The following is a 21,502-nucleotide window of genomic DNA, read 5'->3' as shown; positions in this document are numbered from 1 at the left end:
TTGACTTGTGCCTTAGAAGGTCCGCGCTTTCGGCGGAACCGATTCGACCGTCAGCGGTTGCATGTGAACCGGCTTGTAGTCGAGGCGATCGCCTTCACTGAACCACAGCGTATGGCGCAGCCAGTTTTCGTCGTCGCGATGTTCGAAGTCGTTTTGCGCGTGGGCGCCGCGGCTTTCCTTGCGCGCTTCGGCGGAGACCATCGTGGCGCGCGCCACTTCGATCAGGTTCGCCACTTCCAGCGCTTCGACACGTGCCGTGTTGAACACCTTCGACTTGTCTTTCAGGTGGATGCTGTCGACCCGCTCAGCCACTTCGCGGATGCGTTCAACGCCCTCGGACAGCAATGCCGAAGTACGGAACACGCCGGCATGCTTCTGCATGGTCGCGCGAATGTCGTTCGCGACGTTTTGCGTATACTCGCCCGACGACGACTTCTCGAGCTTGTCGAGGCGCGACAGCGCGAAATCGGCGGCGTCGGCCGGCAGCGGCTTGTGCTCCTTGATTTCCTTGACGTGCTTGACGATGTGGTTACCGGCGGCACGCCCGAACACCACGAGGTCGAGCAGCGAGTTCGTGCCGAGACGGTTCGCGCCGTGCACCGACACGCACGAGCATTCGCCCACTGCGTAGAAACCGTTCACCGGCTCTTCGTGCCCCTTCGACGTGCCCACGACCTGGCCGTGAATATTCGTCGGAATGCCGCCCATCTGATAGTGAATGGTCGGCACGACCGGAATCGGCTCTTTGATGCAGTCGACGTTCGCGAACTTCAGCGCGATTTCGCGGATCGACGGCAGACGCTTCATGATCGTCTCCGCGCCGATGTGCGACAGGTCGAGCAGCACGTGGTCCTTGTTCGGACCGACGCCGCGGCCTTCCTTGATCTCCTGGTCCATCGAACGCGAGACGAAATCGCGCGGCGCCAGATCCTTCAGCGTGGGCGCGTAGCGCTCCATGAAACGCTCGCCGTTCGAGTTGCGCAGAATGCCGCCTTCGCCGCGCACGCCTTCGGTAATCAGCACGCCCGCACCGGCCACGCCGGTGGGGTGGAATTGCCAGAATTCCATGTCTTGCAGCGCGATGCCCGAACGCGCGGCCATGCCCAGGCCGTCACCGGTGTTGATGAACGCATTCGTGGATGCCGCGAAGATCCGGCCCGCGCCGCCCGTGGCGAACAGCGTGGTCTTGCCTTCGAGAATGTAGACGTCGCCGGTTTCCATTTCCAGCGCGGTCACGCCGAGCACGTCGCCCTCGGCGTCGCGGATCAGGTCCAGCGCCATCCATTCGACGAAGAACTGCGTCTTGGCCGCCACGTTCTGCTGATACAGCGTGTGCAGCAGCGCGTGACCGGTACGGTCAGCAGCCGCGCAAGCGCGTTGCACCGGCTTTTCGCCGTAGTTCGCGGTGTGGCCGCCGAACGGGCGTTGGTAAATCGTGCCGTCGGCGTTACGGTCGAACGGCATGCCGAAGTGTTCGAGTTCGTAGACTGCGTTCGGTGCCTCGCGGCACATGAACTCGATCGCGTCCTGGTCGCCGAGCCAGTCGGAACCCTTGATCGTGTCGTAGAAGTGATAGTGCCAGTTGTCTTCGCTCATGTTGCCGAGCGAGGCGCCGATGCCGCCTTGAGCAGCAACCGTGTGTGAGCGCGTGGGGAACACCTTGGACAGCACGCAGACCGACAGACCGGCGCGCGCCAGTTGCAGCGAAGCACGCATTCCCGAGCCGCCCGCGCCGACGATAACCACGTCAAACTTGCGACGCGGCAGAGAATTCTTGATTGCAGCCATTCTTTTACACTCTCCAGAGAATCTGCGCAGCGTAGCCCGCACATGCGAGCAGCCAGACGATCGTCAGCGCCTGAAGGAACAGGCGCATGCCCACGGGCTTCACATAGTCCATCCAGATGTCGCGGATACCGACCCACGCGTGATAGAACAGCGAGAGCAGCGTGACAAACGTGGCGAGCTTCATCCATTGCGTGGCGAAGATCGAGGCCCAGCCTTCGTACGAGAAATCGCGCGCGCCGAAGAACCATGCGAGCAGGATCACCGTGTAGATCGCCATCACGCAGGCGGTAATGCGCTGGGCGAGCCAGTCGCGCAGACCGTAATGTGCGCCGACGACGAGACGCTTCGGACCGATTCGGTTATTAGCTGTCATTTTTTTAAAAAACTCCGAACAGTTTTGCCGCGAATGCAATCGTAAGAAGCGACGACACGACGAGAACGACGATGGAGGTTTGCTTGCCGCCTTCCTTCGTGACCGCGCGGTGCGTGTCCATCACGAGGTGACGGACGCCCGCGCAGAAGTGAAACAGGAAGGCCCACGCAAGAACGAGCGTGATGAGCTTGACGATGACGTTGGAGAGGAAACCTTTGAAGACCTCGAAACTCAGTTCGGAAGTCAGGCTTTGATCGAAGAGGTACAGCAGGAACGGAAGAAAAACAAAAAGCAGACCACCGCTTAAGCGATGCAAGATCGAAACTCGCCCCGCTAGCGGGAGACGGTATGCCGTCAATATCTGCCCGATACCGATGTTCCGGAACTCCGGCCTCGGTTTTTTTACGGCTTCAGCCATGCTAGACCCCTACTATGTAGTCACACTAATCCGCGATTTTAGCGCCTTTTTATATCGCGCTGCAGCGAAAACCACGACAGGTCCGTTACAGCGTGCGCGATAAAGGTGCCTTCAAACAGGCGTGCGTGTGGGACGCCGCGCCTCGTTCAGCCCGACTCAGCTCAGGTCGTTCTGATAGTAATACCCGGTTGTGACATACCAACCTCGCCGCACTTCCACCGGCCGATCCCCATACGTATACGACACCCGCTCGACCGACAGCAGCGGGAAGCCCGCAGGCACGCGCAGGAGATCCGCAACCGTTGGCTCGGCCGCCACCGCGCGGATTTTTTCCGTTGCGCGGATCATGCGCGTGCCGAATTCCGTCTCGAACATCGCGTAGAGCGGACCCTTGTACTCCGACAGCCGCTCGAGTGTGAGTCCGCGAAATACCGCGCCGGGCAGCCAGATTTCGTCGAGTACGGTGACTTCGCCATCGAACTGCAGCAAACGCTTGATCAGCACCACGGGATCGGCGGGTTTCAGATCGAGCTGCCGGGCGATATCCGCCGATGCTCGCAAACGCCGGCATTCCAGCAGGCGGCTGACGTGCGGATGTTCCGCGCCGTCATCGGCCAGCAATCTAAGGAAGCGAAACTGGGCGCGGTCTTCGTTGTGCGTTGCGACAAACGTGCCCTTGCCCTGGCGGCGCACCAGCAGGTTGTCGGCGGCGAGTTCGTCGATCGCTTTGCGCACCGTTCCCTGGCTGACCTTGTATCTGGCCGCCAATTCGACTTCACTAGGAATGATCTCGCCGGGTTTCCATTCGCCACTTTCGAGGCTCTGCGTAATCAAGCCCTTGATCTGCTGATACAACGGGCTGAAGGTGGGCGACGCAGCGGCGGGCACGGCAGCGGATACACCTTCTCCCGTGGCGCTGGAGCCATTCGGATTCGTGGTGTTCGCCGGGTTCGAATTCATGCGCGCATTTCATCATAAAGGGCTGGGCCACGTCTAGGGTTTTCCCCTCAATAGATATGTCTTATATAAGACATAAGATAATGTTGACTTTGTGTCTGACGACTCCTACACTCCCTTCCGAGCAAGGGTTTGCGGGTTTTTCGGCGCATCTTTTCAGGCCGCGCCGTAGCGCACCGGCAGTCACTCTGCACCATGCTGTTCCCACGCAGTCCCGGTTTCGATTCGCCGCCATTCGTTGGCCAGACGCGTGCCGAAACGCGCTGTTTGCAGGAGCCCGCACCGTGCAGCGGCTATCCGGCGCTACCCCTATCCACCCCCTGCTCGTGAGTAAGGTTTCCGGCATGGCGGTCTTGCCGCAGCGCGCCGCACGGCCTCGGCATTTCGGGGCTGTCCGCGAGTAGTGAATTCCGCCGTGTTTCACAACGCTTCGCTGAACGCCCATATAGAATGGCGTTTTCCCTAGCGTCTAACGCATCGTCCTGGAGATTTCTCAATGGCTAAGCCCGCAAAGCGCGTTGCCGTCACCGGCGCCGCAGGTCAAATCGCTTACTCCCTGCTGTTCCGCATCGCCAATGGCGACCTGCTCGGCAAGGATCAACCGGTTGTCCTGCAACTGCTCGATCTGCCGCAAGCGCAAGGCGCCGTGAAAGGCGTCGTGATGGAACTGGATGATTGCGCATTCCCGCTGCTGTCGGGCGTCGTGATCACCGACGATCCGAAGGTTGCATTCAAGGACGCCGACGTAGCCCTGCTGGTCGGCGCGCGTCCGCGTTCGAAAGGCATGGAACGCAAGGACCTGCTGTCGGCCAACGCCGAGATTTTCACCGTCCAAGGCAAGGCGCTGAACGAAGTCGCCAGCCGCGACGTGAAAGTGCTGGTGGTCGGCAACCCGGCCAACACGAACGCCTACATCGCCATGAAGTCGGCGCCGGATCTGCCGAAGAAGAATTTCACAGCCATGCTGCGTCTGGACCACAACCGCGCGCTGTCGCAACTGGCGGCCAAGTCGGGCAAGCCGGTCGCTTCGATCGAAAAGCTGGCTGTGTGGGGCAACCACTCGCCGACCATGTACCCGGACTTCCGTTTCGCCACCGCGGAAGGTCAAGACCTGACCAAGCTGATCAACGACGACGAATGGAACCGCAACACGTTCATCCCGACCGTCGGCAAGCGCGGCGCGGCGATCATCGAAGCGCGCGGCCTGTCATCGGCGGCGTCGGCGGCTAACGCTGCAATCGACCACGTCCGCGACTGGGTGCTCGGCACGAACGGCAAGTGGGTCACGATGGGCATCCCGTCGGACGGCTCGTACGGCATTCCCGAAGACATCATCTACGGTGTGCCGGTCACGTGCGAAAACGGCGAGTACAAGCGCGTCGAAGGCCTGGCAATCGACGCGTTCTCGCGCGAAAAGATGGACGGCACGCTGCAGGAACTGCTGGAAGAGCGCGAAGGCGTTCAGCATCTGCTCGGCTAAGCGCCTGATGCAGGCAAACCGGAACTCGTGAGAAAACGCTGGGCCGCCCGAAGTTTTTTCGCTCTGCTGGGATCCTCTTGAGCATGGCGGTCCCCTCGGCGGCGCACCGCGAAACGCCATGTCCGGGGGCACTCCCGGGCGTCGCCTCAGCGAGTGAGTTCCGGTTTTTTACGTGCGAATGCAGCTATTCGCATCTGATCCGAGCGCGTTTTGCGCCGCTGCGCAATGAGCGTCAGCAGAGCGCGCCCGAATCAGATTCCCTAAACACGACCACCCCAAACCCTGACGCCGAAGATGCGCGCCCTCACACCCGCCGAAGTGCTGTTTGACGGCGAAGTGCCGCCCGCTGTGCTGCCTGCCTGCGATCACTACGCCGGCAGCGAAAAGCTGATGCTGAAATCGCTCGCGTGGCAGCAACAACTGGGCCCGGTGTTCGACATCACGCTCGATTGCGAGGACGGCGCGCAGGTCGGCAGGGAGGCGGAACACGCTGAGCTGGTCGCTTCCCTGCTGGGAAGCGAGCATGACCGCTTCGGCCGGGTCGGCGTGCGCATTCACGACTTCGATCACGCGCACTGGCGCGACGACGTCCGCCTCATTCTGCGTGCGGCGAGACGAGCACCCGCTTACATCACCCTGCCGAAGATCCGCAACCTGCCCGACGCCGCCGAGATGGTCGCGTTCATCGAGGCGACGCGATGCGAACTCGGCATCGCCCAGCCGGTGCCGGTGCAATTACTGGTCGAGACCCACGGCGCGCTCATGCGTGTGTTCGATCTGGCCGCGCTACCAGGCGTGGAAGCACTGAGCTTCGGCCTGATGGACTTCGTCTCCGCGCACGACGGCGCAATTCCCGATACCGCGATGCGCTCCCCCGGCCAGTTCGATCACCCGCTGGTGCGGCGCGCGAAGCTGGAAATTTCGGCAGCCTGCCATGCGTACGGCAAAGTGCCATCGCACAACGTCAGCACCGAAGTGCGCGACATGGGCGTGGTCGCCAACGATGCCGCCCGCGCCCGCAGCGAGTTCGGTTACACGCGCATGTGGAGCATCCACCCGGCGCAGATCGAGGCGATCGTAGCCGCGTTCGCACCGCGCGACGAAGAAATCGCCACCGCAACCGAAATCCTGCTGGCCGCGCAGTCCGCGCAGTGGGGACCGACGCGCCATCACGACACGCTGCACGACCGCGCCAGCTACCGCTACTACTGGTCCGTACTTCGCCGAGCGCAATCCACTGGCCGCGCCGTTCCGCAAGACGCCGCGCCGCTCTTTGCGAAAGTGGGCGCTAACGTGCAAACCGCTTCATGAAGGCGATGACCAATGCGACAGCCGGCGCCGCAGCGTTCAACGGCGCCCATATGCACTGCGATTCGGCCGGATCACGGCATGACCTGCCGCGGCGCAAAGCAGGCACCCACGCTGCAAGACGACCGCAAGCGGCACAGAGGCACCAAGGAGACAGCGGGAGATGAGCGATACGACGCAAACCGCCGGCGCACAAGGCGGGAACGAAGCCCAAAGCGGCTTCAAACCGAAAAAATCCGTGGCGCTGTCCGGCGTGACCGCGGGGAATACGGCGCTGTGCACGGTCGGCAAGACCGGCAACGACCTGCACTACCGGGGCTACGACATTCTCGATCTCGCCGGCGCGTGCGAATTCGAGGAAATCGCGTACCTGCTGGTCCACGAGAAACTGCCGACCCAGGCCGAACTGGGCGCCTACAAGACGAAGCTCAAGGCGCTGCGCGGCCTGCCCGCGAACGTGAAGGCCGCGCTCGAATGGATTCCCGCCGCCGCGCATCCGATGGACGTGATGCGCACGGGCGTCTCGGTGCTCGGCACCGTGCTGCCGGAAAAGGACGATCACAACCTGCCGGGCGCGCGCGACATCGCCGACAAACTGATGGCCTCGCTCGGCTCGATGCTGCTCTACTGGTATCACTACTCGCACAACGGCAGGCGCATCGAGGTCGAAACTGACGACGACTCGATCGGCGGCCATTTCCTGCATCTGCTGCATGGCGTCGCGCCGTCGAAGTCGTGGGTCGACGCGATGCATGTATCGCTGAACCTGTACGCGGAGCATGAATTCAACGCGTCGACCTTCACCGGCCGCGTGATCGCGGGCACGGGCTCGGACATCTATTCGGCGATCACCGGCGCGATCGGCGCGCTGCGCGGACCGAAGCACGGCGGCGCGAACGAAGCCGCGTTCGACATCCAGTCGCGCTACCCGACACCCGACGAAGCCGAGGCGGACATCCGCCGTCGCGTGGAGAACAAGGAAGTGGTGATCGGTTTCGGCCACCCGGTGTACACGATTTCCGATCCGCGCAACAAGGTGATCAAGGAAGTCGCGCGGAAGCTCTCGAAGGAAGCGGGCAACACCAAGCTGTTCAGCATCGCGGAGCGACTTGAAACAGTGATGGCTGAAGTGAAAAGGATGTTTCCAAATCTCGACTGGTTCAGCGCGGTTTCGTACCACATGATGGGCGTGCCGACGGCGATGTTCACGCCGCTCTTCGTGATCTCGCGCACGGCAGGCTGGAGCGCGCACATCATCGAGCAGCGCATCGACAACAAGATCATCCGTCCGAGCGCCAATTACACCGGACCTGAGAATTTGAAGTTCGTGCCGCTAAATAGGAGAAAATAGCGGTCGCTGTGCGCTTCCAAAGCGCGTGCAGTTCAACCCTTGCGGTCGGCCTGGACCGGTAGCCCGCACCGTTCAACTGAAATTAGATAGAAAGGTTTTCTCCATGAAAAAGCTGATGATCGCCGCCGTGATTGGCGCCCTGTCCACGACGGTGTTGACCGTCGCGACTGACGCCGCTGCGCAAACGGCGACGACCACGAAGCCCGCTGCCACGAAAGCCACGCCGAAAAAGCCGCAACCCAAGCGCCTGATCAAGCGCAAGCCGAATCCCGCGAAGGAAGCGAAGATCGACCCGATTCCGGAAGGTGCGGAAAAGTGGTTGTGCAACGAAGGTCTGGCCTTCCAGCTCAAGGGCGACATGAAGCGTGACCAGATCGTCACGGTTCACTGGGCGAACAAGAACTACAACTTGCCGCGCGCAACGACCACCACGGGCGCGGACCGTTTCCACGATGCTGCGTCGGGTATGGATCTGATCGTGATCCCGACCAAAGCCATGTTGTTCTCGGATAAGGACAGCTCGCGCCTCGCCGACGAATGCAAGACGGCGGCGATGCTGGAAGGCGCGCCGGCTCCGACGCAATCGAACGCGATCGACAAGACCAGCAACTAATTTTCCTCACCAGGAAAGGCCTCGATGTCCGCTCCCATTTCCAACGTGCGACCCGCCCCGGACAAAGTCCTGGTCGATATCGTCGATTACGTGCGGAATGAACAGATCGGTAGCACGCTCGCGCTGGAAACCGCGCGTCACTGCCTGATCGATACGCTTGGCTGCGGACTCGAGGCGCTCACCTACCCGGCTTGCACCAAGCTGATGGGACCGATCGTGCCGGGCACGATCGTCCCCAACGGCGCGAAGGTGCCGGGCACGTCGTTCCAGCTGGACCCGGTTCAGGCCGCCTTCAACATCGGCGCAATGATCCGCTGGCTGGACTTCAACGACACATGGCTTGCGGCCGAATGGGGCCATCCATCCGATAACCTCGGCGGAATCCTGGCCACGGCCGACTGGCTCTCGCGCAGTGCCGTCGCAGCGGGCAAAGCGCCGCTGACGATGAAAGACGTTTTGATCGCCATGATCAAGGCGCACGAAATTCAAGGCTGTATCGCGCTCGAAAACTCCTTCAACAAGGTCGGGCTCGACCATGTGCTGCTGGTGAAGCTGGCCTCGACCGCCGTGGTCGGCCAGTTGATCGGCCTAAGCCGCGACGAGTTGATCAACGCGGTATCGCAGGCATTTGTCGATGGACACCCGCTGCGTACCTACCGTCACGCGCCGAACACCGGTTCGCGCAAATCGTGGGCCGCGGGCGATGCGACGTCGCGCGCCGTGCGTCTCGCGCTGATGTCGAAGACCGGCGAGATGGGCTATCCGTCGGTGCTGACGGCCAAAACGTGGGGCTTTTACGACGTGCTCTTCAAGGGCAATGCGTTCAGATTCCAGCGCCCGTATGGCTCTTACGTCATGGAAAACGTGCTGTTCAAGATCTCGTTCCCCGCTGAGTTCCACGCGCAAACCGCGGTGGAAGCCGCGATGACGCTGCATGCGCAACTCTCCGCCCAAGGCAGGCGCGTGGAAGATATCAGGAAGATCACGATCCGCACTCACGAGGCCGCGATCCGCATCATCGACAAGAAGGGTCCATTGAACAATCCGGCCGACCGCGATCATTGCATCCAGTACATGATCGCCGTGCCGCTGATCCATGGCCGCTTGACGGCCGCGGATTACGAAGATTCGATCGCGCAGGACGCGCGTATCGATGTGCTGCGCGCCAGGATGGAATGCGTCGAAGACGCGCGGTTCACGCAGGATTACCACGATCCCGAGAAGCGTTCGATCGCCAATGCACTGACGGTCGAATTCAACGACGGATCGAAGTTCGACGAAGTCGTGGTCGAATACCCGATCGGTCACAAGCGTCGTCGCGAAGACGGAATTCCGTTGCTGGTCGAGAAGTTCAGGACCAACCTCGCGCGCCGCTTTCCGGTCAAGCAACAACTGGCGATTCTCGACGTATCGCTGGATCAGGCAAGGCTCGAAGCCATGCCGGTTCATGAGTACGTCGATCTGTACATCATCTAGTCAAAGTTAAGTACTGTAGTTCCGCGATCAAACCAAGGAAAACACCATGGCCCACAACCTCCACAAAACGCTCAAGGAATTCGACAGCGGTTCCGGCAAAGGCAAGTTCTACTCCCTGCCGCAACTCGGCAAGGCATTGAACATCAAGATCGAGCGTCTGCCGGTCTCGATCCGTATCGTGCTGGAATCGGTGCTGCGTAACTACGACGGCAAGAAGATCGCCGAAGAACACATCACGCAACTCGCTAACTGGAAGCCGAGCGCCGCGCGCGTCGACGAAATCCCGTTCGTGGTGTCGCGCGTCGTGCTGCAGGACTTTACCGGCGTGCCGCTGCTCGCCGACATCGCTGCAATGCGCGGTGTCGCGCAACGCGTCGGCAAGAACCCCAAGTCGATCGAGCCGCTGGTCCCGGTCGATCTGGTGGTTGACCACTCGGTGCAGATCGATCACTTCCGCGAAAAGAACGCGCTCGACCTGAACATGAAGCTGGAATTCCAGCGCAACAACGAGCGCTACCAGTTCATGAAGTGGGGCATGCAGGCCTTCGACACGTTCAAGGTCGTGCCGCCGGGCGTCGGCATCGTTCACCAGGTAAACCTGGAATATCTCGCACGCGGCGTGCACAAGAAAGCCGAAGGCGCGGATACCGTGTACTACCCGGATTCGCTGGTCGGCACCGACAGCCATACCACGATGATCAACGGCATCGGCGTGGTGGGCTGGGGCGTGGGCGGTATCGAAGCTGAAGCCGGCATGCTCGGTCAGCCGGTGTACTTCCTGACGCCGGACGTGGTCGGCGTGAACCTGAAGGGCAAGCTGCGCGAAGGCGTGACGGCGACCGACCTGGTGCTGACCATCACCGAACTGCTGCGCAAGGAAAAGGTGGTCGGCAAGTTCGTCGAGTTCTTCGGCGAAGGCACGCGCTCGCTGTCGCTGCCGGACCGCGCCACGATCGGCAACATGGCGCCGGAATACGGCGCAACCATGGGCTTCTTCCCGGTCGACGAAAAAACCATCGACTACTTCAAGGGCACGGGCCGCACAGACGCGGAAATCTCGGCCTTCGAGAACTACTTCAAGGCGCAAAACCTGTTCGGTATTCCAAAGGACGGCGATATCGACTACACCAAGGTCGTTACGCTGGATCTCGGCACGGTGGCTCCGTCGCTGGCAGGCCCGAAGCGCCCGCAAGACCGCATCGAAATCGGTCACGTGAAGTCGACCTTCAGCGACCTGTTCTCGAAGCCAGTGGCGGAAAACGGCTTTGCGAAGAAGGAAGCCGATCTGGACGCGCAATACACGACGAGCAACGGCGTGAACGTGAAGAACGGCGACGTGCTGATCGCCGCGATCACGTCGTGCACGAACACGTCGAACCCGAGCGTGCTGCTGGCCGCCGGCCTGCTGGCGAAGAAAGCGGTGGAAGCGGGCCTGACGGTCGCGCCGCACATCAAGACCTCGCTTGCGCCGGGATCGCGCATCGTCACCGAATATCTGACGAAGACCGGCTTGCTGCCGTACCTCGACAAGCTCGGTTTCACGCTTGCCGCTTACGGCTGCACGACCTGTATCGGTAATGCAGGCGACCTGACGCCGGAACTGAACGAAGCGATCACGAAGAACGACATCGTCGCGGCAGCGGTTCTGTCGGGCAACCGTAACTTCGAAGCGCGTATTCACCCGAACATCCGCGCGAACTTCCTGGCCTCGCCGCCGCTGGTTGTCGCTTATGCGATCGCCGGCAACATCACGCGCGACCTGATGACCGAACCGGTCGGCAAGGGCAAGAACGGCAAGGACATCTACCTGGGCGACATCTGGCCGACCAGCGAAGAAGTCAACGCACTGCTCAAGTTCGCGCTGGATGCGGACGCGTTCCGCAAGAACTACTCGTCGCTGACCAAGAAGGGCGACCTGTGGAGCAAGATCGAAGGCGAAGAAGGCCAGGTCTACGATTGGCCGAAGTCGACCTACATCGCCGAGCCGCCGTTCTTTGGCAACGATTTCTCGATGACGCCGGCCGACAGCATCGCAGCCGTGAAGAACGCGCGCGCATTGGGCATTTTCGGTGACTCGGTCACGACCGACCACATCAGCCCGGCTGGCTCGATCAAGGAAGACTCGCCGGCAGGCAAGTGGCTGAAGGAAAACGGCGTGCAGAAGGCCGACTTCAACAGCTACGGCTCCCGCCGCGGCAACCACGACGTGATGATGCGCGGCACGTTCGCAAACGTCCGGATCAAGAACCTGATGATCCCGGCGAAGGCAGACGGCTCGCGTGTGGAAGGCGGCCTGACGATTCACCAGCCGAGTGGCGAACAGCTGTCGATTTACGACGCAGCGATGAAGTACATCGACGCCGGCACGCCGACCATCGTATTCGCAGGCGAAGAGTACGGCACGGGTTCGTCACGTGACTGGGCTGCGAAGGGTACGCAACTGCTAGGCGTGAAGGCCGTGGTCGCACGCAGCTTCGAGCGGATCCACCGTTCGAACCTGGTCGGCATGGGCGTTCTGCCGCTGCAGTTCAAGGGCTCGGATAGCGTGCAATCGCTCGGCATCACCGGCGAGGAAACGTACGACATCGAAGGCCTGGGCGCGGACTTCAAGCCGCAACAAGAAGTGACGCTGGTGATTCGCGGCAAGGACGGCAAGGAAAAGCGCGTTCCGGTGCTGCTGCGTATCGACACGCCGATCGAAGTCGATTACTACAAGCACGGTGGAATTCTGCCGTTCGTACTGCGCTCGCTGCTGGCTGCCTAACTTCGGCGGTAGCGCAAACGGCTTTGCTGTTTTGCAGGGGCTGCATTCTGTGGAGGATGCAGCCGACTTTAGAAGCCCGGCCAAATGGCCGGGCTTTTTTTTCGTTGCTCGAAATAGCAACCGCGGACAACCGGCCGTTGAATGCGGCGACTACTTTGGACCGAAGTCTGACCGAAAAGCGTCGGGGTTGTCGGTGATCCTGCGCTGAATCATGCGGGCGTTCCAGTCCGTGTTGCCCGGCACTGGCGTCGACGCCCGCGTTGTAACCTTCGCGCGCTGCTGCTTCGCCCAGTCGAGCAGGGCCGCCTGTTCGGCGGAATCGTGGTTAGCCGACGCTCGCGCAATCCACTCGGGTTGCTGCGAGATCGAAGGCTGGCTGGCCGGACGAGCGGATCGGGTCAATGCAAGGCGCTTGTCGACTTGCGTCTCGCTCAAGCGCGCGATTGCAGCTTTGCGATCGACCGTTGCAAAACGATTCGTCGTCGTGCCATGTGTCGTCGCGCGTGCGACGAGTGGCTGCTTTACACGCGGCGCGTCAGCCCGCACCAATTGTGCTGGCTTGGCTGGCGGTACTGCCTTCGCGGCAACGGAATCGTTCTTCGCGCGAGTTGCAGGCGCCATGGCCGCCGCACTGGAGTTTGCCAACGTTGTCGTCGGCACCGAGCTGGCCGCTGCGGGCGCGCGCTCCGCACTTGTCGACGCTGTTTCAACCACCGGTTGCGTCAGCTTGACAGCACCTTCGGAATGCCGCACGTCGGCCCTCGTGACGGGATCCAGCGTCGCGGCCAGCGTGGTCGCGCTATCGGCGTCGGGCGTCGCACTTGTGATCAACAGCCAGGCCAGCGCAATGCTGCAACTCACGAAGATCGCCGCGCCGGCCACATGATCTGCACGAGACGAAGACGAGCGCTGCTTACCCGCATCGAGATAACGCCTGGCTTCGGCCAACTGCGCGTCGAAACTATAGGAATAGTCGCGTCGCTGTGGCGCCTTATAGAGAAAAATATACTTCGCGTCTGACGGAAGCCGGCTGCGGGATGCCAATGGCTCCGCACGTTGCACGGCGTGCTGGATCGCCCGTTGCGCCGCGGTGAGCGCCGCAGGCTGCGGCTCTCGCCGCGCCTGTACCGGCCGACGGCCCGAGCCGTAAGGCGGCGGCAAGCCCGCGAGCGACCGCGCGCTGGGAAGCGCCAGATCGCCTTCGATCAAGGCCAGCGGTCTGTTCATCGTACGGTGCTCCGTTGTGGGTCATGCGCTGCGCCGAGTTGCATGACAAGGGTTCGGGTGCGTTCCGCGAGCGCGTCGATCGCGCCGGCGTTGCGTTCCCGCGGCGAGGCGCTAGCGCGCCGCAGCGCTTCCATCAAACCACGCGCGCCGACCAGACCGACGGCGCCGCTCAATCGATGCAGCAAGGCAGGCAGGTGCTCATCGTCTTCCGGGCGACGCAATGTGGCGAGGCGTGTGAGGTCGTCATTCATTGCACGACGCCAGCCATCCAGAAACGAGGGCAGATCGACACCTTCTTCTGACAGCGCGGTCAGATACCGGCGCCCGAAAGGTTCATGGGAAGCAACTGTTGAAGCGGCATCGGCATGCACGGCATTGCACGTTGCAGGCAACGGTGTATTGCCATCTGCCTCTCGCTCCGATTCCCATTGCTCGACGGCGAACGGCGCATTGAAGGTCGCGAAAACGCCAGCCTCCGCGCTGCTCGCGACGGAAAGTTCACCTCGCATGCGCTGAGCGAGCAACTGGCAAAGCGGCAGGGAAGCATCAGCGTCACCGAAACCTTCGCTCGTGCGCGATTCATCAGCATCAGTGCCGCCAAGCTTGCCGCCGCCGACCCTTATGCTGAAAAAAATGCGCTGCGAACCCAGGTTCAATGAGTCGGCCCGCACCACAAGCGCAATCTCTTTGTGCATGCCCGACTGGATCGCACGGTTCAGCAAATGGAAAAGGATCTGACCGAGACGGGTGCCGTCGACGATAATCACCGCCGCCACCGTTTGGTCGACGCTCGCGCTCAAGCGCACGCCTTGATGCGTAGTCGATGGTGTAAGGAGCGTGATCACACTCTTGATGAACTCGCGCACGTTCGTCGCGCTTTCGTCGAGAACGAAAGCGCGCGATTCCAGAGGTGAATTGTCGAACAGATCACGAAGGGTTTGGCGCCAGATGCGCATTGCGGATTGAATCGCCTGCAACTGTGCGGATTGTGCGGACGGCTTGGTTACCACTTGAAGCGGCTCGAATAAATCCGCAACCGCGCTCAATGGCGCTTCGATATAGAAACGCACCACGCCCAGGAATCTGCGCCGCTCTCGCATTAGGTCAGCGCTCGCCTGCTGCGAAGCCGCGGCGCGTGTGGTCCGCTCCCGCGCCTCGATTGCTTCGCATCGGCGGGCCCACTCGGAGACAATCAGTTTGTTGTTTTTGGCAATGCGCGTTAGCGCGGCTCGCGACAAACACACGCCAGCCAGTACGGCGAACGCCAGCGCTGCGAGTGTCAATTGCCACGCTCGTTTTCCGACCGAGGTTGCGTGTTCGGTCCACTCCAGTTGGCTAGGCGAGGCATTCCCACTGTCACTGTTACGCGAAGCGAGTACCAAAGGCGTCCCGGCAGCGACTTCCTCTTGCTACTCGACTGGCGGTCATCCATTCAAGCCGATGTTCACGCTTTCACCGCCCGCGCCGCGTTTCTTCCGCGCAGCCACTCGAGCGCCAGCAAAAGGCAAGTAGAAAACACGATCAGAATCGTCGCAAGCGCAGCGATGGTCGGGCTGATGTTCTCGCGGATACCGGTGAACATTTGCCGCGGCAATGTCGTCTGGTCAGCGCCCGCGAGGAACAGCGTCACGACCACTTCATCGAATGACGTCGCGAAAGCGAACAGCGCGCCCGAAATCACGCCCGGCGCAATCACGGGCAACGTGATGCGGAAAAACGTCGTGACCGGATTGGCACCCAGCGACAAACTGGCGCGCACGAGGTTGTAATTGAATCCCTGCAAGGTCGCCGCCACCGTGGTTACGACAAAAGGCACGCCGAGCGAGGCATGCGCCAGAATCAGGCCAACATACGTGTTCGCCAACCCGAGCGGCGCAAAGAACAGATACATGCCGACACCGACCACCACCACGGGCACGATCATCGGCGAGATCAGGACGGCCATTAGCAGCGCCTTACCACGAAAGTTCGCCTTGGTCAGCCCGATCGCGGCCAACGTGCCGAGCACGGTCGCGACCACCGTCGCGGACGGCGCCACGATAAAACTGTTCTTGGCGGCCATGCGCCATTCATCGGACGCCACCAGGTTTTGATACCAGCGCAGCGACCAACCCGGAATCGGATACACCAGGAACGTGCTCGACGAGAACGACAGCGGCACGATCGCCAACACGGGCAGAATGAGATACAGCAGCGTCAGCACGGCAAGCGCGCGCAATGCGAAATACCACACGCGCTCGACCCACGACGTATGCGGCGCGAACAGGGGCTTGGCAAGTTTCATCGCAGTAGGCTCCGGTTCAGCCGAGGCTCAATGAAGAACGCGTGAAGCGCCCGTAAATCACGTACAGCACGAGTGTCGCGGCGAGCAGCAAGCCGCCTAGCGCGCACGCCATGCCCCAGTTGATCGTCACGTTGGTGAAGTACGCGACGTAATAGCTGACCATCTGATCGTTCGGTCCGCCGAGCAAGGCCGGCGTGATGTAGTAGCCGATCGCCAGGATGAACACCAGCAGCGCGCCCGCGCCGATGCCCGGATAAGTCTGCGGCACGTACACGCGCCAGAACGCGGCGAACGGATGGCTGCCGAGCGAGATCGCGGCGCGCTGGTAGGTCGGCGGGATCGATTTCATCACGCTGTACAGCGGCAGGATCATGAACGGCAGCAGAATGTGCGTCATCGAGATGTACACGCCGGTGCGGTTGAACAGCAGCGAAAGCGGATCGTGCAGCAGTCCGCTGCCGATCAGCGCTTTATTCACCAGCCCTTCGCTTTGCAGGATCACGATCCATGCCGCGACGCGCACGAGGATCGACGTCCAGAACGGAATCAGCACGAGAATCATCACCAGGTTCGCGCGGCGCTCGGAGAGCGTCGAGATCCAGTACGCGAGCGGATAGCCCAGCAGCAGCGCAAAAAACGTCACGGCCGCGCCGATCACAAAGGTGCGGCTGAACACGGCGAGATAAATCTGCTGATCGGGATCGGTCGGGATGATGTGACCGAACGCGTCCTGCTTATGGTCCAGCGAAGCGAGTAAATAGAACGGCGAATACACGCTGGCATTCTTTGCGATGGCCTGCCAGTACGCAATGTCGTTCCAGCGCTCGTCCAGTTCGACGAATTTCGCATGAATCTGGGCGGGCGTCAGTTTCAACGGCTGGCTGTTATCGTCGACGAACGGCATGGCGCGCGCGGATTTTGCAACCAGTGAGCGATAGCCGGGAATCTCCACGTTGAGGCGCCGCGCCAGCGCACCCATGCCGTCGCTATCGGCGACCGCGGTGAGGTCGACGGCCAATGCGGCATACGCGGTATCCGGCGGCGGAGATTTGCGATCCCAACCGCTCAACGCGCCTAGCGTATGCGGCAGAGCGCTAACCACTTCGGGATTCTGCGCGGCACGGGTCAACAGCGCGCCGATCGGCACGACGAAAATCAGCAGCAGAAAAATCGCGAGCGGCGCGATCAGCAGCAGCGCCATTGCACGCTTTCTGGATTCCGCGGCTTTCAGTTCGCGCTTGAGTCGGCCGGTTGATTCAGGCGTCGAATCGGCGGCAATCGTCATCGTAGTCACACCCGTCTCCTGTCGACCAGAGTTAGCGCTTCAGCGCTTACTCTGGTCCCATGCAAAGCTGTCGATGGAAGTTAGCGCTTTAGCGCTTACTCCCACCCCATGCAGAGCTATCGACCAGAGTGAGCGCTTCAACGCTTAACTCTGGTCCCACCCAAAACTAACAAATCACTTCGAAGCCCACGACGAAAAACGCTGCTCCAGTTCATCGCCATGATCGGTCCAGAACCCGAGATTCTGCAGCACCGCATTCTTGCCGTTTTCCGGCGAGTTCGGCAGATTCGCGAGCGTCTTCGAATCGAGCGCCTTGATCGCCGCCACGTTCACCGGACCATAGGCGATGTGATGCGCGTATTCCGCCTGCGGCTTCGGTGAGATCGAATAGGCGATGTACTTCTCAGCCAGCGCCTTGTTCGGCGAACCCTTCGGAATGCCCCAATAGTCGAGGTCATAGATGCTGCCGTTCCACACCACCTTCAGGTTCTTGCCTTCCCGTTGCGCGGCGTCGATCCGGCCGTTGTACGCGGTGGACATCACCACGTCGCCCGCGACGAGGAACTGCGGCGGCTGCGCACCCGCTTCCCACCACTGGATGTTCGGCTTCAGTTCGTCGAGCTTCTTGAACGCGCGGTCCTGACCCGCCTTGGTGGCGAGCACCTTGTAGACATCCTTCGGCGCGACGCCATCCGCCATCAGCGCGAACTCCAGGTTGTAGCGCGCACCCTTGCGCATGGCGCGCTTGCCCGGGAATTTCTTGACGTCCCAGAAATCGGCCCAGCCGGCCGGCGCGGTTTTCAGCTTGTCGGCGTTATACGCGAGCGCCGTCGACCACACGAAGAAACCCACGCCGCAGGTTTGCGGCGCTTCAGGAATCAGATCCGACTTCTTGCCGATCTTCGACCAGTCGAGCTTCTCGTACAGCCCTTCGTCGCAGCCACGGCCGATGTCGCCCGATTCGACCTCCACCACGTCCCAGTTCACGTGCTTGGCTTCGACCATCGCCTTGACCTTGGCCTGCTCGCCGTTGTATTCGACGGCGGTCACCTTGTTGCCCGTTTGCGATTCGAACGGCTGGTTGAACGCGGCCTTTTGCGCGTCGCCGTTCGCGCCACCGAAATTGACGACCGTCAGTTCGGCGGCATTGACTTGCGCGGCTCCCAGCGCGAGCGCCACAGCACCGACAGCGATGGCGCAGCGCGATTTCCCGATCTTGCTCATGGTGTGTTGCTCTCCTTTGGTGGTATGCGTGAAGCTAGGTACGGTGCGGCTTGTTATGTGCGGCTGACTTCGACTGCGTGCGTCCGACGAATCATGCGTTGACCGCGCTCACGCCCCCGCGAAAACCCGCAGATGCTCGGGCGCAAACTCCAGCGCAACCGGTGCGCCGGGCGCGAATGTATCGAGCAATTCCGTGCCGAGCGGCACCTTGACGAAGCACTCGTCCTGTTCCGGCAGACCGCAACGCATGCGCACGTGGTCGCCGAAATAGATCAGCCCGCGCGCCTCGCCGCTCAGCGCATTGGCGCCCGCGCGCGACACGCCGTTCGCAAGCTTCATGCGCTCGGGCCGGATACACGCGACGGCCGGCGTGCCCGCCCGCGCCCCTCCGATATTGCGGCCCGTCAGCCGCGTGCCGTCAATCAGATGAAACTCGCAGTACTCGCCGTCCACGTTCGCGATCGTGCCGCGCAGCTTGTTGCTGTCGCCGATGAAATTGGCGACGAACTCATTGCACGGCGATTCATAGAGACGGTCGACGGTATCCAGTTGCTGCACGATGCCTTTATCGAACACCGCGACGCGGTCCGACATGGTCAAGGCTTCGCCCTGATCGTGCGTAACGTAGACGAATGTGACGCCGAGCTTCTCGTGCAGCGATTTGAGCTCGTACTGCATGTGTTCGCGCAACTGCTTGTCGAGCGCGCCGAGCGGTTCGTCCATCAGCACGAGCTTCGGCTCGAACACCAGCGCCCGCGCCAGCGCGATACGCTGCTGCTGGCCGCCGGAAAGCTGCGCCGGATAACGCTTGGCGAAGCTCTCCATGCGCACCATCTTCAGCGCGTTATTCGTACGATGTGCGCGTTCTTCGGCAGAAAGCTTGCGCACGGTAAGCGGGTACGCGACGTTCTGCTCGACCGTCAAATGCGGGAACAACGCGTAGTTCTGAAACACCATGCCGATGTTGCGCTTATGCGGCGGCACGGTGTTGAGCAGCGTGCCGTCGAGCCAGATCTCGCCGCCGGTGGGAAATTCAAAGCCCGCCAGCATCATCAGACAAGTTGTCTTGCCCGAACCCGACGGCCCGAGCAGCGTCAGGAATTCGCCCTGATAGATATCCAGATCGAGTTGCTTGACGACCAGCGTTTCGCCGTCATAGGTCTTGCGCACACCTCGAAAGCTGACGATCACGTCATCGGTTTTCATCGCCCTAGTCTCCTCTGTCGACCGGAGTAAGCGCTGAAGCGCCAGCTCCGGTCCCATGCAAGATGGTTGCTGCGCTCCGGCCGGTTCCCCCTGCAAAACAGAGGGATAGCGTCAATTGCGTGGCCCACTATAGTCTCTTACGGTTCTACAATATGGAACCATTTCATTATTCCGGATAGAACCACTTGGACACCGTGATTTTGTCGGATTGGCTCGCCGCGCGACTCGACCGCACCGCCGCCGAGCCGGTCTACCGGCAGACGCTGCGGCTCATGCAGCAGGCGATTCTGACCGGCCAGCTACCGCCCGGCACCAAGCTGCCGAGCTCCCGCACGCTGGCCGAAGACCTCGGCATCGCGCGCAATACCGTGCTGCACGTCTACGATCAGTTGACCGCCGAAGGCTACGTGATCTCGACCACCGGCAGCGGCACGTATGTGGCTGACACGCGGCCGGACGCCGCGGCGGTGAACGCGCGCAAGAAGCCGGCGGTGGCCCGTGCCGATGCGCCGGGCGATCCGGCCGCGGAGGCTCCGAAACCGCCAAAACGCGGTCTCAGCGACCTCTCGACTCGCGGGCGGCGCCTGATCGATCAGGCCGGCGTCTCCGCCAAGCAGTGGGGCGCGTTCATGCCGGGCGTGCCCGACGTCGCGGAGTTCCCGGCGCGCACGTGGAGCCGCTTGCAGGCGAGGTTGTGGAAAGAAGCCAATCCCGATCTGCTCACCTATGCGCCGGGCGGCGGCTACCGGCCGTTGCGGCGGGCGCTGTCGGATTACCTGCGCGTCGCGCGCTCGGTGAATTGCACGCCGGATCAGATCATCATCACGACGGGCATTCATCAATCGATCGATCTGGCCGTGCGTTTGTTGACCGACGTCGGCGATCGCGCGTGGGTCGAGGAGCCGTGCTATTGGGGCGCACGCAGCGTGCTGCAATCGTCGGGGATCACGCTGGTGCCGGTCCCGGTCGACGACGAAGGCCTGAACCCCAGCGAGCAGGATTTGCAACAGCCGCCGCGCCTGGCGCTCGTCACGCCGTCGCATCAATATCCGCTCGGCATGGTGATGAGTCTCGCGCGCCGCCGCACGCTGCTGGAATACGCGCGCCAGCACAACGTCTGGATCATCGAGGACGACTACGACAGCGAGTTCCGCTACGGCAGCCGGCCGCTCGCCTCGCTGCAAGGGCTCGACGACGCGGGCCAGGTGATCTACGTGGGCAGCCTGGGGAAGATGCTGTTTCCGGGTTTGCGGATCGGCTACATGATCGCGCCGGAGCATCTGGTGGACACGTTTCGCACCGGCGTGGCCGAGCTTTATCGTGAAGGGCAATTGATGCAGCAGGCGGTAATGACCGACTTCATCATGGACGGCCATCTCACCTCGCACGTTCGCCGCATGCGCGCGCTCTACGGCGAACGCAGGCAGATTCTGATCGACGCGATCACCGCGCGTTTCGGCAACGAACTGCCGGTGATAGGCGACGAAGCCGGCCTGCATCTGGTGCTCTGCCTGCCGGATCACGCGGACGATCGCGCGGTGACAGTCGCGGCTTTCGATGCCGGCGTGATCGTGCGGCCGCTCGCCGCCTACTACAGCAGCGCCACCCCCGCGCGGCGCGGACTGCTGCTGGGTTATGCGTGCGTGGCGAACGAAAAGATCGGGCCGGCGTTCGACACGCTCGCGCGCGTGATCGAGCGAACCGCGTTGAAGGCGCCGACGCGCGCGGCCTGATCGGCGCGGCCGCGC

Annotated in this window: 17 protein-coding genes; 7 read left to right on the top strand and 10 right to left on the bottom strand. The window is 61.9% G+C overall.

Going from position 1 to position 21,502, the window contains the following annotated elements; translation table 11 throughout:
- Positions 1 to 12: 12 nt before the first annotated feature.
- From sdhA to CUJ90_RS24305, 4 genes are all read right to left on the bottom strand, one after another.
- Positions 13 to 1,788 carry a succinate dehydrogenase flavoprotein subunit gene (gene sdhA, locus CUJ90_RS24320; protein ID WP_073428570.1) on the bottom strand — a complete coding sequence of 592 codons (1,776 nt, stop codon included), beginning with the start codon at positions 1,786 to 1,788 and terminating at the stop codon, positions 13 to 15.
- A gap of 4 nt (positions 1,789 to 1,792) precedes the next feature.
- Positions 1,793 to 2,161 carry a succinate dehydrogenase, hydrophobic membrane anchor protein gene (sdhD, locus tag CUJ90_RS24315; protein ID WP_114164092.1) on the bottom strand — a complete coding sequence of 123 codons (369 nt, stop codon included), beginning with the start codon at positions 2,159 to 2,161 and terminating at the stop codon, positions 1,793 to 1,795.
- 4 nt (positions 2,162 to 2,165) lie between these two features.
- Entirely contained in the window at positions 2,166 to 2,579 is a 414-nt protein-coding gene (sdhC, locus tag CUJ90_RS24310; RefSeq protein WP_073428568.1) for a succinate dehydrogenase, cytochrome b556 subunit, read from the bottom strand.
- A gap of 156 nt (positions 2,580 to 2,735) precedes the next feature.
- Positions 2,736 to 3,539 (bottom strand): GntR family transcriptional regulator, encoded by an 804-nt coding sequence (locus CUJ90_RS24305; protein WP_114164091.1) that lies wholly within the window; start codon positions 3,537 to 3,539, stop codon positions 2,736 to 2,738.
- 493 nt (positions 3,540 to 4,032) lie between these two features.
- On the opposite strand from CUJ90_RS24305, the gene CUJ90_RS24300 reads away from it, so the two are divergent.
- The 6 genes from CUJ90_RS24300 (at position 4,033) to acnA (ending at position 12,528) form a co-directional block, all read left to right on the top strand.
- A complete protein-coding gene (locus tag CUJ90_RS24300; protein WP_073428566.1) occupies positions 4,033 to 5,016 on the top strand; it encodes a malate dehydrogenase in 984 nt (327 codons plus the stop codon).
- Positions 5,017 to 5,310: 294 nt separating this feature from the next.
- Positions 5,311 to 6,327 (top strand): HpcH/HpaI aldolase/citrate lyase family protein, encoded by a 1,017-nt coding sequence (locus CUJ90_RS24295; protein ID WP_114164090.1) that lies wholly within the window; start codon positions 5,311 to 5,313, stop codon positions 6,325 to 6,327.
- Positions 6,328 to 6,487: 160 nt separating this feature from the next.
- A complete protein-coding gene (gene prpC, locus CUJ90_RS24290) occupies positions 6,488 to 7,675 on the top strand; it encodes a bifunctional 2-methylcitrate synthase/citrate synthase (protein WP_114164089.1) in 1,188 nt (395 codons plus the stop codon).
- A 103-nt stretch (positions 7,676 to 7,778) separates the two neighbouring features.
- Positions 7,779 to 8,288: a hypothetical protein gene (locus tag CUJ90_RS24285; RefSeq protein WP_114164088.1), complete on the top strand. Its 510-nt coding sequence runs from the start codon at positions 7,779 to 7,781 to the stop codon at positions 8,286 to 8,288.
- A gap of 24 nt (positions 8,289 to 8,312) precedes the next feature.
- Complete coding sequence (locus CUJ90_RS24280; protein WP_114164087.1) at positions 8,313 to 9,764, top strand: bifunctional 2-methylcitrate dehydratase/aconitate hydratase; 1,452 nt, start codon at positions 8,313 to 8,315, stop codon at positions 9,762 to 9,764.
- Positions 9,765 to 9,810: 46 nt separating this feature from the next.
- Entirely contained in the window at positions 9,811 to 12,528 is a 2,718-nt protein-coding gene (gene acnA, locus CUJ90_RS24275; RefSeq protein ID WP_083081779.1) for an aconitate hydratase AcnA, read from the top strand.
- A gap of 150 nt (positions 12,529 to 12,678) precedes the next feature.
- Here the strand turns inward: acnA and CUJ90_RS24270 are convergent, their stop codons facing one another.
- From CUJ90_RS24270 to CUJ90_RS24245, 6 genes are all read right to left on the bottom strand, one after another.
- Positions 12,679 to 13,755 carry a hypothetical protein gene (locus CUJ90_RS24270; RefSeq protein ID WP_083081781.1) on the bottom strand — a complete coding sequence of 359 codons (1,077 nt, stop codon included), beginning with the start codon at positions 13,753 to 13,755 and terminating at the stop codon, positions 12,679 to 12,681.
- The gene (locus tag CUJ90_RS24265) at positions 13,752 to 15,038 is read right to left on the bottom strand and encodes a sensor histidine kinase (protein ID WP_227470492.1); all 1,287 of its coding nucleotides are present in this window, start codon (positions 15,036 to 15,038) and stop codon (positions 13,752 to 13,754) included. The genes CUJ90_RS24270 and CUJ90_RS24265 overlap by 4 nt, the downstream gene beginning before the upstream one ends.
- A gap of 161 nt (positions 15,039 to 15,199) precedes the next feature.
- Positions 15,200 to 16,039 carry an ABC transporter permease gene (locus CUJ90_RS24260; RefSeq protein ID WP_114164086.1) on the bottom strand — a complete coding sequence of 280 codons (840 nt, stop codon included), beginning with the start codon at positions 16,037 to 16,039 and terminating at the stop codon, positions 15,200 to 15,202.
- A gap of 16 nt (positions 16,040 to 16,055) precedes the next feature.
- On the bottom strand, positions 16,056 to 17,324 hold the full coding sequence (locus CUJ90_RS24255) for an ABC transporter permease (protein ID WP_186814168.1): 1,269 nt from the start codon (positions 17,322 to 17,324) through the stop codon (positions 16,056 to 16,058).
- Positions 17,325 to 17,498: 174 nt separating this feature from the next.
- Positions 17,499 to 18,548: an ABC transporter substrate-binding protein gene (locus tag CUJ90_RS24250; protein WP_073431341.1), complete on the bottom strand. Its 1,050-nt coding sequence runs from the start codon at positions 18,546 to 18,548 to the stop codon at positions 17,499 to 17,501.
- 108 nt (positions 18,549 to 18,656) lie between these two features.
- Positions 18,657 to 19,754 carry an ABC transporter ATP-binding protein gene (locus CUJ90_RS24245; RefSeq protein ID WP_073431340.1) on the bottom strand — a complete coding sequence of 366 codons (1,098 nt, stop codon included), beginning with the start codon at positions 19,752 to 19,754 and terminating at the stop codon, positions 18,657 to 18,659.
- A 185-nt stretch (positions 19,755 to 19,939) separates the two neighbouring features.
- Between CUJ90_RS24245 and pdxR the strand changes: the two genes are divergently transcribed.
- Positions 19,940 to 21,487 carry a MocR-like pyridoxine biosynthesis transcription factor PdxR gene (gene pdxR, locus CUJ90_RS24240; protein WP_083081788.1) on the top strand — a complete coding sequence of 516 codons (1,548 nt, stop codon included), beginning with the start codon at positions 19,940 to 19,942 and terminating at the stop codon, positions 21,485 to 21,487.
- Positions 21,488 to 21,502 lie beyond the last annotated feature (15 nt).

Origin of the sequence: Paraburkholderia terricola, from assembly GCF_003330825.1 — a bacterium.
GTDB classification, from domain to species: Bacteria; Pseudomonadota; Gammaproteobacteria; order Burkholderiales; family Burkholderiaceae; genus Paraburkholderia; species Paraburkholderia terricola.
Note: the sequence above shows the minus strand (reverse complement) of the source record. Positions and strands in the feature narration are given on the sequence as shown.

Coding starts and splice junctions, on each gene's coding strand:
- CUJ90_RS24260 (WP_114164086.1), bottom strand. CDS start 16,039: ATGAAACTTGCCAAGCCCCTGTTCGCGCCGCATACGTCGTGGGTCGAG.
- CUJ90_RS24255 (WP_186814168.1), bottom strand. CDS start 17,324: ATGACGATTGCCGCCGATTCGACGCCTGAATCAACCGGCCGACTCAAG.
- CUJ90_RS24270 (WP_083081781.1), bottom strand. CDS start 13,755: ATGAACAGACCGCTGGCCTTGATCGAAGGCGATCTGGCGCTTCCCAGC.
- CUJ90_RS24280 (WP_114164087.1), top strand. CDS start 8,313: ATGTCCGCTCCCATTTCCAACGTGCGACCCGCCCCGGACAAAGTCCTG.
- CUJ90_RS24285 (WP_114164088.1), top strand. CDS start 7,779: ATGAAAAAGCTGATGATCGCCGCCGTGATTGGCGCCCTGTCCACGACG.
- acnA (WP_083081779.1), top strand. CDS start 9,811: ATGGCCCACAACCTCCACAAAACGCTCAAGGAATTCGACAGCGGTTCC.
- sdhC (WP_073428568.1), bottom strand. CDS start 2,579: ATGGCTGAAGCCGTAAAAAAACCGAGGCCGGAGTTCCGGAACATCGGT.
- sdhD (WP_114164092.1), bottom strand. CDS start 2,161: ATGACAGCTAATAACCGAATCGGTCCGAAGCGTCTCGTCGTCGGCGCA.
- CUJ90_RS24300 (WP_073428566.1), top strand. CDS start 4,033: ATGGCTAAGCCCGCAAAGCGCGTTGCCGTCACCGGCGCCGCAGGTCAA.
- sdhA (WP_073428570.1), bottom strand. CDS start 1,788: ATGGCTGCAATCAAGAATTCTCTGCCGCGTCGCAAGTTTGACGTGGTT.
- CUJ90_RS24295 (WP_114164090.1), top strand. CDS start 5,311: ATGCGCGCCCTCACACCCGCCGAAGTGCTGTTTGACGGCGAAGTGCCG.
- CUJ90_RS24245 (WP_073431340.1), bottom strand. CDS start 19,754: ATGAAAACCGATGACGTGATCGTCAGCTTTCGAGGTGTGCGCAAGACC.
- CUJ90_RS24250 (WP_073431341.1), bottom strand. CDS start 18,548: ATGAGCAAGATCGGGAAATCGCGCTGCGCCATCGCTGTCGGTGCTGTG.
- CUJ90_RS24305 (WP_114164091.1), bottom strand. CDS start 3,539: ATGAATTCGAACCCGGCGAACACCACGAATCCGAATGGCTCCAGCGCC.
- prpC (WP_114164089.1), top strand. CDS start 6,488: ATGAGCGATACGACGCAAACCGCCGGCGCACAAGGCGGGAACGAAGCC.